This window comes from Bradyrhizobium sp. NAS96.2 (assembly GCF_001908235.1).
Classification (GTDB): domain Bacteria; phylum Pseudomonadota; class Alphaproteobacteria; order Rhizobiales; family Xanthobacteraceae; genus Bradyrhizobium.
In genome coordinates, this window is the sequence record NZ_LGHK01000068.1 from 39,035 (window position 1) to 49,844 (window position 10,810).

11 protein-coding genes and 1 pseudogene are annotated in these 10,810 nt (G+C 65.7%); 6 read left to right on the forward strand and 6 right to left on the reverse strand.

Annotation, left to right across the window (positions count from 1 at the left end; translation table 11 throughout):
- Window positions 1–523 precede the first annotated feature (523 nt).
- Both AC628_RS15905 and AC628_RS15910 read left to right on the forward strand, forming a co-directional pair.
- Window positions 524–1,849 (forward strand): TROVE domain-containing protein, encoded by a 1,326-nt coding sequence (locus AC628_RS15905; protein ID WP_074127728.1) that lies wholly within the window; start codon window positions 524–526, stop codon window positions 1,847–1,849.
- A 223-nt stretch (window positions 1,850–2,072) separates the two neighbouring features.
- Window positions 2,073–3,989 (forward strand): right-handed parallel beta-helix repeat-containing protein, encoded by a 1,917-nt coding sequence (locus AC628_RS15910; RefSeq protein ID WP_143201629.1) that lies wholly within the window; start codon window positions 2,073–2,075, stop codon window positions 3,987–3,989.
- Window positions 3,990–3,998: 9 nt separating this feature from the next.
- On the opposite strand, the gene AC628_RS15915 is transcribed toward AC628_RS15910, so the two are convergent.
- Together AC628_RS15915 and AC628_RS15920 are read right to left on the reverse strand one after the other, a co-directional pair.
- The gene (locus tag AC628_RS15915) at window positions 3,999–4,703 is read right to left on the reverse strand and encodes a GNAT family N-acetyltransferase (RefSeq protein WP_074127730.1); all 705 of its coding nucleotides are present in this window, start codon (window positions 4,701–4,703) and stop codon (window positions 3,999–4,001) included.
- 195 nt (window positions 4,704–4,898) lie between these two features.
- Window positions 4,899–5,528, reverse strand: coding sequence for a PadR family transcriptional regulator (locus AC628_RS15920; protein WP_245321190.1), 630 nt, complete (start codon window positions 5,526–5,528; stop codon window positions 4,899–4,901).
- 187 nt (window positions 5,529–5,715) lie between these two features.
- Between AC628_RS15920 and AC628_RS15925 the strand changes: the two genes are divergently transcribed.
- Window positions 5,716–6,069 carry an MmcQ/YjbR family DNA-binding protein gene (locus AC628_RS15925; RefSeq protein WP_074127732.1) on the forward strand — a complete coding sequence of 118 codons (354 nt, stop codon included), beginning with the start codon at window positions 5,716–5,718 and terminating at the stop codon, window positions 6,067–6,069.
- A 21-nt stretch (window positions 6,070–6,090) separates the two neighbouring features.
- Here AC628_RS15925 and AC628_RS15930 read toward each other — a convergent pair whose 3' ends face one another.
- Entirely contained in the window at window positions 6,091–6,657 is a 567-nt protein-coding gene (locus AC628_RS15930) for a histidine phosphatase family protein (protein WP_074127738.1), read from the reverse strand.
- Between the two features lie 90 nt (window positions 6,658–6,747).
- The gene (locus AC628_RS15935; protein ID WP_074127733.1) at window positions 6,748–7,713 is read right to left on the reverse strand and encodes a GlxA family transcriptional regulator; all 966 of its coding nucleotides are present in this window, start codon (window positions 7,711–7,713) and stop codon (window positions 6,748–6,750) included.
- A 206-nt stretch (window positions 7,714–7,919) separates the two neighbouring features.
- Here AC628_RS15935 and AC628_RS15940 point away from each other — a divergent pair, with 206 nt between their 5' ends.
- Entirely contained in the window at window positions 7,920–8,561 is a 642-nt protein-coding gene (locus tag AC628_RS15940) for an HD domain-containing protein (protein WP_074127734.1), read from the forward strand.
- A gap of 7 nt (window positions 8,562–8,568) precedes the next feature.
- On the opposite strand, the gene AC628_RS15945 is transcribed toward AC628_RS15940, so the two are convergent.
- A complete protein-coding gene (locus AC628_RS15945; RefSeq protein ID WP_074127739.1) occupies window positions 8,569–9,027 on the reverse strand; it encodes an SRPBCC family protein in 459 nt (152 codons plus the stop codon).
- A 77-nt stretch (window positions 9,028–9,104) separates the two neighbouring features.
- Between AC628_RS15945 and AC628_RS15950 the strand changes: the two genes are divergently transcribed.
- Window positions 9,105–10,196, forward strand: a complete 1,092-nt coding sequence (locus AC628_RS15950) for an adenylate/guanylate cyclase domain-containing protein (RefSeq protein WP_074127735.1) — start codon at window positions 9,105–9,107, stop codon at window positions 10,194–10,196.
- A gap of 5 nt (window positions 10,197–10,201) precedes the next feature.
- On the opposite strand, the gene AC628_RS15955 is transcribed toward AC628_RS15950, so the two are convergent.
- Window positions 10,202–10,390, reverse strand: a complete 189-nt coding sequence (locus tag AC628_RS15955; protein ID WP_074127736.1) for a hypothetical protein — start codon at window positions 10,388–10,390, stop codon at window positions 10,202–10,204.
- Window positions 10,391–10,542: 152 nt separating this feature from the next.
- Between AC628_RS15955 and AC628_RS15960 the strand changes: the two are divergent.
- Window positions 10,543–10,810, forward strand: a pseudogene (locus AC628_RS15960) (helix-turn-helix domain-containing protein); the annotation flags it as partial.

A 10,810-nucleotide genomic window follows, 5' to 3' on the forward strand; every position in this document is an offset into this window, starting at 1 on the left:
CGGTTTCTCTCCGCAAGGATGGATGCCGTGTTGCGTCACTGCTCAAGCCGATATCGCCCGTTCCCCAGCGGACCAATTCGCCGATGCGCAAGCATCGGCGCGGCGGTGGTGAAGATGTCTGTTACTTCGTCTGAACCACGATGTCCGCAAGGGCAAGACAGCATCACCTGTTCCCCGCCGACCCCTTCCACGTCCCGTGGTGAAGATCGCTGTTACATCGCCTTACTCGCAAGAGACGCGGGTTCGACTCCCGCCCGGCCTCGTTTTCGCCGGTAGCTCAACGGTAGAGCACTTCCCGGCCGGTACTGCCGACCGGGGTCTCAGCAATCGCCGGTTCCCGGGTCGTGGTTCGTCAATGCCGGTGGTGAAGGGCGCTGATACTTCGCTGTCGGAGGTTCGAATCCTCCCGAACGAAAGTTCGTAGCTCAGTTTAGAGCACGTAAAGCCCTTCGATGGGCGGTCCAGGCTCGCCTGTTCCCCGGCACCACACTCCAATCCATACTCACCCAGAAAGGAGGCCATCATGGCCACGATCAACAAGATCATGCGCGCCTTCACCCGTGAGGGTGCGCGCGGCAAGCGCTTTACGCCCGAGATGGAGCTGCGGCGCGCGCTGCTGAACTGCCTCCTGTGGGAGAGCCAGTTCTACGAGGACGGGGTTGCGATCGCGGATCGCATCAAGGCGCTGGTGCCGCTGGTCGCGCCCGAGCGGACGGCCGAACTCGCCATCGCTGCGCGCGAGACCATGAAGCTGCGGCACGCGCCGCTGCTCGTGGTCCGCGAGATGGCGCGGCATCCGACCCATCGCGCCCTCGTCGCCGATACGCTCGCCCGCGTGATCCAGCGGCCCGACGAGATGACCGAGTTGCTTGCGATCTACTGGGCGGATGCGCTCGGCCCTCAGCAGCAGCGCAAGCGTCAGCCCGTCTCGGCGCAGGTCAAGAAGGGCCTGGCGCGGGCGCTGACCAAGTTCGACGCCTACCAGCTCGCGAAGTACGATCGCGATGGCGCGGTGCGGATCAAGGACGTGCTGTTCCTTGTCCACGCCAAGCCGAAGGATGCCGCACAGGAGAAGGTGTGGAAGCAGCTCGTCGACGGCGAGCTGGCCTCGCCCGACACCTGGGAGGTTTCGCTGTCGTCCGGCAAGGACAAGCGTGAGACCTTCGAGCGGCTGATCGCCGAGAACCGGCTCGGCGGGCTGGCGCTGCTCCGCAACCTGCGCCTGATGCAGAAGGCGGAGGTGCCGCGCCGGACCATCGCGGAGGCGATCGACGCGATGCGAACCGACCGCATCCTGCCCTACCGCTTCATCACGGCGGCGCGCTATGCGCCGGACTTCGAGCCGGAGCTCGAGGCAGCGATGCTGAAGTCGGTCAAGGACTACGCGCGGCTCGATGGCCGCACGCGGCTCCTGATCGACGTGTCGGGATCGATGTTCTCGCCGCTCTCGGCCCAGTCCGAGATGACGCGGGCGGAAGCGGCCTGCGGGCTTGCGATCCTCGCCCGCGAAGTCTGCGACGAGGTGGAGATCTTCACGTTCAGCAATGAGGTCGTGAAGCTGCCGCCGCGCCGCGGCTTCGCACTGCGCGATGCGATCATCGGCTCGCAGCCGCATGGCGGGACGTATCTCGGCAAGGCGGTGACGGAGATCGACCGCAAGGCCGATCGCCTGATCGTCTTCACCGACGAGCAGAGCCACGACCAGGTGCCGGCTCCCAAGGGGCGCGGCTACATGGTCAACGTGGCGTCCTACCAGCACGGCGTCGGACACGGCCCGTGGACGCGGGTCGACGGCTTCTCCGAGGCCGTCATCGCCTGGATCGCAGCGTCGGAACAGACGATGCACTGACGCCTGTATCAACAACAACGAGCCCGGACGCGCCAAGCGCGCCCGGGCTCAATGCATTTTGGTGCGATGGACGACCGCACCGCCAGCACAGCGCACGACCGGCGGCAACGTCATTCACGATGTCGCGAGCGGCTGCGCCAGCTCCACGCCGTTTGGCTCCAATTCATCTTCGCGAACCGACGATGCGCGCGACCGATCCCGGTCTCGCAAGGAGACGCGCTCCATGTCGATCAGCCGCCGGCGGGCGCTGACGCTTGCCTCGCTTTTTGTGGCGAGCCCGTTGCTCGACACCGAAAGCCGCGCCGAACCGGCGGCGTCGGTCCCCGGCGCGGCCAGCTTTGACATGGCGACCTTCTCCGCCACTTCCGGCGGCGACGCCGACGCGGCCTTTGCCAAGGCGCTGGCCGCCGCTGCCAAGGCAGCGGCTGACGCCAGCAAGGCGGGGCCGGTTCACATCGTCCTCAATTTGGAGAAGAACGCCAGCTACCGGATCAAGCGGCCGCTGGCGTTCCGGCAATTCCACGGCTTCGAGCTCAACGGCAATGGCGCACAGCTGATCAACACCACGCGCAGCGGGACGTTGACGATCTCCGGCTGCAACCGCCTCACCGTCCGCGATCTCACCATCGACTACGACCCGCTGCCCTTCACGCAAGGTACGATCACCGCCTTCGACAAACAGGCGGTCGATATCACGGTCAAGGTCGACCCTGGCTATCCCGATGATGCCGCGCTGCTGGCCACCTTCACCGACGGTTTCTTCAAGGTGATGGACCGTCACAACCGGGCGCTGAAGACCGGCGCCAGAGATTTCCTGTCGCCGGCCCATGCCACGCGCATCAGCGATGGGCTGATCAAGGTGCATCTGCGGTGGAGCGCGAACGATCGCTTTCCGAGCCAGCTGCCGATTGCGGCCGGTGACGTCGTCACCATCGCAAATAGCGGCGCGCATGCCATCGCCATCGACTCCAGCTTCGCCACCAGCCTGATCGACCTCAAGCTTCTCGCCTCGCCGGGGATGGGCATCATCGAGAACGGCGGCGAAGGCTCGATGATGCTGCAAAAGGTCTCGGTCGTTCCGGGACCTCGGCCGAAGGGCGCAACGGCCGACCGCCTGATCTCGACCAATTCCGACGGCTCGCACTTCACCGCGGTCGCACACGGTCCAACCATGGAGGATTGCAGCTTCGCCAACACCTCCGACGATGCCGTCAACGTGCACGGCTTCTATTACTACGTCGTGGCGAAGCCCGCGCCGCGCCGGTTCCTGCTCAGCCCGAAATGGGACATCGGGCTTGCGGCCGGCGACGACATCGAGAGCTGCGACCACGCGACGTTTCGCTCGCTCGGACGCGGCAAGGTCGCGCAATTGACCAAGCGTCACGCGCCGGAGCTGAAGGCGAAGATCGCCCAGCTGTGGAAGAACCGGAGCCCGACCACCCAGCCGGATTTGATCTACGACGTGGTTCTGCAGCAGGACCTGCCGCTCAAGGTCGGCGATGCCGTCACCTCGCTGACGCATATCGGATCCGGCGCCACCGTGCTGCGCTGCAGTTTCCACGCCTGCGGCCGCGTACTGATGAAGGCGCCGAACGCCGTCGTCGAGAATTGCCAGTTCACGTTCTCGACCGGCGTCGCGCTGCAGGCGGGCAGCGACATCGGCTTCTGGTCCGAGTCCGGGTTTGCGGACAACCTCGTGTTCCGCAACAACCGCTTCAGCCACTGCGTCAACGGCGCCAATGAGCTGACCAGCGGCAGCGGCACGCTCGGCGCGATCTATGTCGGCATGGTGCCGCCGGAAGGGGCCAAGGGATTCCAGGACAATTTCCAGAACCGGCGCGTCATCATCGAAGGCAATCACATCGACGATTCTTACATCTATGCGATCTTCGTCAGCAATGCCGACGGCGCCAAGATCGCCGGCAATGTGATCGGCCAGACATTTTTACGCGGTAATGCGTTCGGGGCTGGCGAACTGTTCCACATCAAGCCGGACAGCGCGATCTTCGTCGGCCGCGCCAGGAATATCGAGATCAGCAACAACGTCGTCGCACACGGCCGGATCGCAACCACTGCCGTCGCGATCGATCCGAGCTGCGACAAGCGCACGGTGCATCAGGCGAGCAACAGGCTCACCTGAACCATCCGCTTATCCGCCCTCACCCTGCTTCTGCAACACCGTGATGTGCAGACGGCGGCGGATCTCCATGCCCTGACGCCGGTACAGCGCGATCGCCGAGACGTTGCTGGTGAAGACGTGCAGGAACGGAATTTCGCCACGCGCCGCGATCTGGCGGCCGACCGCCGACAGCAGCGCCTGCGCATAGCCGCGACCGCGGTGATCCGGATGCACACACACAGCGGTCATCTCGGTATAGTTCCCCGGCTTCATCCGTTCCCCGGTCATCGCGATCAGTTCGCCGCCAGCGCGAATGCCGAAAAAGTTGCCGAGCTCATGCGTCCGCGCGCTAAACGGTCCGGGCTTCGTCAGCGCTGTCAATGTCATCATCGCGGGAACGTCGGCTACGCCGAGCCTGACGATCTCGACGCCGGGCAGAGAAAAGTCCGCCGGCGTGCCGATCATCTGCTCGCCGGTCTCGGCCAGCAGCATCTTGAACTCCGGCGGCACGATGACCGGATCGGGCGTGAACAGCACCGCGATGTCAGGTCCCGACAGCAGCGCGCCGAGCGCAGCAAAGCTCTCTGGCGACATGTCGGCCATGTCCGCGAAGGGTGCGATCGCGACCGGAAAGCGCCGCGCGTCGGTACTGACTTCGGCAAGGTCGCGCTGTCTTGTGGTCAGCGCGCTCCAGATCGGGCGATCGAGTGGATGATGAGGCGGGACATCGGACATGCGGCGCTTCGCTCCTGATTTTTTCGGAGCAGAGCAAGAAGCGCCGGCAAAATCCAGCAGGCTGTGAGGCCGTGTCCGCTCACAATCACGCCAACGGGATTTCCTGCCTGCGTGCGGAACAGATCCTCGCGCCACCTTCAGGCAGAGCTCGGTGCCGCCTCTAAGCGGCAGCGTTACTCCTTGCTTGCGGTTGGGTCATTGCTGCAGGATTTCAGCGGCAGCGCGGTCCAGGATCTTTGCGATACGCCGGGCCTCGGCGGTATCGCAGCCGCGCTTCTGGCGCAGCGCGCTCTTCAGCGCGTGACGGGCGCGATGCAAATCGTCGGACGCTCCGCCATCGAGATCGCTGACACCGGCGAAGGCTTCACGCACCTCCTCCATGCGGCGGCCGATCCGCGACAGCGCCTCGAGAATAGTATCCGCGGTGGCGCGGTTCTCGGCGAGATACGCCTTGCCCTGCTCGGTGATGCTGTACAGCTTGCGCGCGGCGTCCTGGGTGACGCTGGCATGGCCGATCTCCTCGAGGAAAGTCAGCGCCGGATAGATCACGCCCGGGCTCGGGCTGTAGAAGCCGTCCGACCGCTCCTCGATCTTCTTGATCAGTTCGTAGCCGTGCGCCGGCTGCTCGCCGAGCAGCGCCAGGATCACGAGTTGCAGATCCTGCGACGAGAGCCGCCGCGATCCCGGAAAGTCGCCCCCGCCACCCCGTCCGAAGAAGCCATGGCCGCCGCGTCCGAAGCGATGGCCGCCCCTGCCGTGCCGGCCCGCGAAGAAGCCAAATCCAAAACCCTCATGGTCCAGGTCGCGGAACATCGATCGTCTCATTCTCTTGTTCCTTACTAAAAACATATCTTACGATATATCTACAGATGGAATGACGACAACCCACGTTTTCGTGAGGTCGTGAGGACTCAGCGGGGACCGGAACGAGCCGGGGATCGCCGGCCTCACCGGGCTTGTCGACCGTCACGCGGCTGGATTATGGCTTTGAGCCTCCCGGCCCCTCCGACTCATGCGCCCCAAATCCTTCGAAGCCCATTGCCTGCGCCTGCCCGCCGCCATCAAGGTGGTGCAATGGGAGGGCACGTCGGTGTTCAAGGTCGGCGGCAAGATGTTCGCGCTGGCCGGCGGCTACATCGAGAGCACCGGCGGCTTCATGTTCAAGACCTCGAACATGGCCTATCAGCTCTTGATTGAGCAGGGTCTGGCGCGGCCCGCACCCTATCTGGCGCGCGCCACATGGGTGCAGCTGGTTGACAACGACGCCCTGCCCGACGCGGAGCTCAAGGCCTATCTCGATCAGGCCCATGCGCTGATCGCCGCGAAGCTGACGCGCAAATCGCGCAAGGCGCTCGGGCTGGATTGATCGGCACAGTTGCAGCGCGGCTCAGCCGCCCAGCGGCTTGTCGGAATCGCCCGACAACAATTTTGGAAACAGCTCCTTGAAGGCGAACTTGTCGTCGCCCTTGGCGCGCTCGAAGCGCAGCACGACGTCGAACCGGCTGCCCTCCCATTTGGTGGGCGGCGTGCCCTTGCTGACCGGGATCAGCGGCAGGATGTCGGAGATGATCGCCTTGTGCTCCCAGCACAAGAGCACGACGCCCTTCGACGCCAGCACCTCTTTCATCAGCGCCGGCTCGTCACCCTTGCCGAACCCTTCGTTCGGCGTCAGGCCGCGACGCACGGACAGCGCCGAGATCGTCTCGGCGGGACGGCTCGACGGCGGCTGATTGGGCTCGGTTCCTGGTGTCGCGGCATAGATCGCATCAGGCTTGGCATAGTCGCCGCCGGTGAGATCGGTGCCGAACAACGCCGTCCACGCGCCGGCGCGCTGCCAGCCGCGCAGCACCAGCGACTCGGTATCGGACACACCGTCCGCGGTGAAGCCGGGTCCAGGCCAGGACTCGCCCGGCTTCTCGGCATGACGAATGATGAAGAGCGTGAGCGCGTCCATGGCAGCCTCGCGGAAAAGTTGCATGATTTTTTAGTACAATTCGGGCAGGTTGATCCTATCCCCGATCAGGCGTCTGCTTCATGAACGGCGTCACAATTTGCGAAAACTCGACCGGTACTGCGCGGGCGACACGCCGAGCCGCTCGGTGAACACGATGCGCATCCGGTCCGCCGAACCGAAGCCGCAGTCGAAGGCAACCGCCTTCAGCGGGCGGTCTGAGCCCTCGAGCAGCCGGCGTGCGGCGTCGACCCGCGCCCGCTCGACGAATTCGTGCGGCGTGATGCCGGTCTCCTGGGCAAAGGCGCGGCCGAAATTGCGCACGCTCATGCCGATCGCATCGGCCAGCGATTGCAGCGTGTGGCGCTCGCCGACATGCTGCATGACATGCGCCTGTGCGCGCGCAATCGGCGAATCCTCGTCGACCGGCGCGGTGAGATAGGGGCTGAACTGCGACTGCCCGCCCTGGCGCTGCGCCACCACGACCAGCCGCTTGGCCACCGCGACCGCGACCTGCGGCCCATGACGCTCGACGACCAGCGCGAGCCCGAGATCGATGCCCGCGGTCACGCCGGCGGAGGTCATCAGTCTGCCGTCCCGAATGTAGATCCGGTCGAAGATCACCTCGGCGGCCGGAAAGCGCGCCGCCAGAAGCTGCGCGTTCTGCCAATGCGTCGTCACCTTATGACCGTCGAGCAGCCCGGCATGGCCGAGCGCAAACGCGCCGGTGCAGATCGAACCGTAGAGTTCTGCGCGCTCGGGCGCCCCGCGCAGCCACCGCGTGAGATCGGGATCAGGCGCGGCGTCGGGCAATTCGGGCCCGCCGGCGACGAGCAGAATGTCGAACCTCTCCGTTGCTTCGTCGAAGCTGAGGTCGGCCGCGATCTTCATGCCGCTCGATGCGCGCAGCGGTTCGCGGCTGGCGCCGACCAGCACGGTCTCATAACCATCGCCATCAGCGACAAAGCCGTTGGTCTCCGCGAACACGTCGACCGGGCCTGCGACGTCGAGCGCCTGAACCCCTTCGTGAATCGCGATCGCGACCTTCTGAACCGCCATACCTTCTCCCCGCCCCGCTGGCGCGAAACGATGTCTCGTTGGCCCGATCCGGCGGCGCGTGATCGTTGCGAGATCAAGCCAAACCGGGCGACAAGGGGCCTAAGGATCACGCCACCAGGCGATCCGAACACATCGCAGAGACGAGCGCCGACCGCGCGTGTTCGCACGCCACGGCATCGTCTTGCCATATCGAGGAGCATCTTGAAATGACCGAGATCATCGCCGGCATCCGCGTACCCGACAGCGCCATGGCCCGCGCCGCGACCCAGCTGGTGCGCGATACCGAGGACGATCTGCTCTACAACCACAGCCGCCGCGTGTTCTTCTGGGGCGCGCTGACCGGCAACCGCCGCAAGCTGCAATTCGATGCCGAGCTGCTCTATATCGGCGCCATGTTCCACGACATGGGCCTCACCGCTCAACATGCGAGCCCCGATTTGCGCTTCGAGGTCGACGGCGCCAACGCCGCGCGCGACTTCCTCAAAGGCTACGGCGTGCCGGAGCGCGACATCGAGGACGTCTGGACTGCGATCGCGCTACACACCACGCCCGGCGTCCCCGAGCATATGCGTCCGACCATCGCGCTGGTCACCGCCGGCGTCGAGATGGACGTGCTCGGCATCGCCTATGACGATTTCTCGCACGAGCACCGCGACCATGTCTGCGCGCACCATCCGCGCGAGGCGAACTTCAAGGAGAACATCATCGATCACTTCGCCAGCGGCACCATCAGGAAGCCGCTGACCACCTTCGGCAACGTCAAGGCCGACGTGCTGGCGCTGAAGGACACGAACTACACCAGGATGAACTTCTGCTCGATCATCCTCGGCTCGAAATGGCCGACCTGACGCGATGTCACTTGCGGTTGGCCGGACCGTGGTCCGGCCCGGGATCCCGGCCGGCAGCCGCGAGCGAGAGCCGGTCCATATAGTGCGCCCACCCCCTGGCATGGCTGGCGCACTGCTCGGCATTCGGCAGGCCGCTGTGGGTCATGCGCAGCAGCGTACCGCTGTCCTTGTCGATCAGGTCGATCTCGATCAGGCTCGACCCCGGTGGCACTTCCGCGCCGCCTTCCCAACCGAAGCTGTAGGCAAGGCGATGCACTGGCACGACCTCGCGGAACGCACCGCGCGCGGCGCGGCCGCGATCGTCACCGAGGCCCTTGAGCAGATAGAGCCCGCCGGGATGCAGCTCGGTTTCGGCCTCGAGCCCCATCCAGCTCACGATTTTCTGTGGATCGGTCAGGAATGCAAACACGGTGGCGGGCGGGGCTGCGATCTGGATCTCGCGTTGAACGATGAAGGCTTCAGTCATCGATCCATTCTCCATTGCCGGTGGGTGTTCAGGGATAATTCGTGACAAGGGTGGCGCATCAACCCCATGATGGGGTGATGCAATTGTCCTCGACACTGAGCTGGCTGGTCGACGCCGCGGCTGAGACCGCGGGCGCCAACCGGTTGCTGGCGGACCTCGGAAGCCACCTTATCACAGATGGCCTGCCGCTTGCCGGTGGCGCCCTGACGCTGGAAGTTCCGCATCCGCTGATCGCAAGGCGCACCTGGCTGTGGCGCGCCGAGAATGGCGAGGTCATCGAAGCGCTGGGCTTCGCGCCGGAGCAACCCTTTGCAATGCCTGACATGGTCGGATCCGGCGATGCCGGCCGGCGCTGGCTCAATGGCCTCGCGCCCGGCGCGATCCACGAGGACACGATCGGAACGCGGCCTGACGGCCCGACCCTTGGCTGGATCGGGATACGCACCTTCACAGCTGCCGACGCGGATCGATTGCGCGAAGCGGCGCGCTTCATGGCCGCGCCGCTCGCCGCGCTTGCCGCGCGCGCGACATTGACCGCGGCGCTGGAGGCCTATCTCGGCCGGCGCAGCGCGGCGCGTGTCCTGGCAGCGCCATTGCGGCGGAATACCGGCGAAACCATCCGGGCGGCGCTGCTGTTTGCCGATCTGCGCGGCTTCACCGCGCTCTCCGAAAGCCATCCGCCCGCCGAGGTGATCGCAGCACTCGATGCCTGGTTCGACCGCATCGCCGGTGCGATCCACGCGTTCGGCGGCGAGGTGCTGAAGTTCATCGGCGACGGACTGCTCGCGATCTTTCCGGTCACGACGAGCGCGCGCAGCGCATGCGAGGCGGCCTTGCGCGCGGTGTCGGCGGCGCGCGTCGGCATGGCGCATCTCGATGCCGAGCGGCGCAGCCGCGGTTTGCCGCCGCTGGCGTTCGGCGCGGCGCTGCATCTCGGCGAGGTGCATTGGGGCAATATCGGCGCCGCCGATCGCCTCGACTTCACCGCGATCGGCGCCGCGGTCAACCTGGTCAGCCGACTGGAAGGCCTGTGCAAGCCATTGGAACAGACCGTGCTGGTCTCGGGCGCTGTCGCCGCCGAGACCGAGACACCGCTGGTCGCACTCGGCACCCATGAGCTGCGCGGCATCGCAAGGCCCTGCGCGGTCTTTACCCTGCCGGAGGGATGAGCCGGTCATCGGAACAGGCGCAACCACGGCGCCAGGTGAAATGCGCTCATCAGCGCGTACATCGGGACCATCCCCTGCAATGACAGCGGTCCCTGCATGGCGCCGCACATCATGTCGGCGGGCGCCAGCGCGGCAACGAGCGCCATCACAGCGAAGGTCGGCGCCGCCGCCAGCGACAGCCAGCGCGCGACCATGGCACCACGGCCGCCAAACCGGCCCTTCAACCAATCTTCATGTGTTTCTAGTCCGGTCATCATTCGATCTCGCTGGAGATGATCCATGTCGTCATGTGCTAGGTTAGGACCAGGCCTCGGAGGGCGAGAGTGACAAGTGTGTCGGGATTCGAATGGACTCGCTGATTACGGCTGCGGCGCGCGCGCTCGCGGTGGGTGATCCCCTCGGCGCACTGAAACGGGTGGCCCTGCGCGACGATGCGCCGGCGCTGGCGCTGCGCGGCATCGCGATGGCCCGGCTCGGCGATTTCACTCGCGCCAAGGAGCTGCTGCGGCGCGCGGGGCCGCGCTTTCGGTCCGCGCGAGGCGATCGCGCGGGCGCGCTGCGTGGTGGCCGAGGCCGAGATCGCGCTGGTGTCGCGCGATCTGTCCTTTCCCAGC

Bases quoted from the DNA above. Each gene is read 5' to 3' on its own strand.
- AC628_RS15905 (WP_074127728.1), top strand. From the start codon at position 524: ATGGCCACGATCAACAAGATCATGCGCGCCTTCACCCGTGAGGGTGCG.
- AC628_RS15910 (WP_143201629.1), top strand. From the start codon at position 2,073: ATGTCGATCAGCCGCCGGCGGGCGCTGACGCTTGCCTCGCTTTTTGTG.
- AC628_RS15915 (WP_074127730.1), bottom strand. From the start codon at position 4,703: ATGTCCGATGTCCCGCCTCATCATCCACTCGATCGCCCGATCTGGAGC.
- AC628_RS15920 (WP_245321190.1), bottom strand. From the start codon at position 5,528: ATGAGACGATCGATGTTCCGCGACCTGGACCATGAGGGTTTTGGATTT.
- AC628_RS15925 (WP_074127732.1), top strand. From the start codon at position 5,716: ATGCGCCCCAAATCCTTCGAAGCCCATTGCCTGCGCCTGCCCGCCGCC.
- AC628_RS15930 (WP_074127738.1), bottom strand. From the start codon at position 6,657: ATGGACGCGCTCACGCTCTTCATCATTCGTCATGCCGAGAAGCCGGGC.
- AC628_RS15935 (WP_074127733.1), bottom strand. From the start codon at position 7,713: ATGGCGGTTCAGAAGGTCGCGATCGCGATTCACGAAGGGGTTCAGGCG.
- AC628_RS15940 (WP_074127734.1), top strand. From the start codon at position 7,920: ATGACCGAGATCATCGCCGGCATCCGCGTACCCGACAGCGCCATGGCC.
- AC628_RS15945 (WP_074127739.1), bottom strand. From the start codon at position 9,027: ATGACTGAAGCCTTCATCGTTCAACGCGAGATCCAGATCGCAGCCCCG.
- AC628_RS15950 (WP_074127735.1), top strand. From the start codon at position 9,105: ATGCAATTGTCCTCGACACTGAGCTGGCTGGTCGACGCCGCGGCTGAG.
- AC628_RS15955 (WP_074127736.1), bottom strand. From the start codon at position 10,390: ATGGTCGCGCGCTGGCTGTCGCTGGCGGCGGCGCCGACCTTCGCTGTG.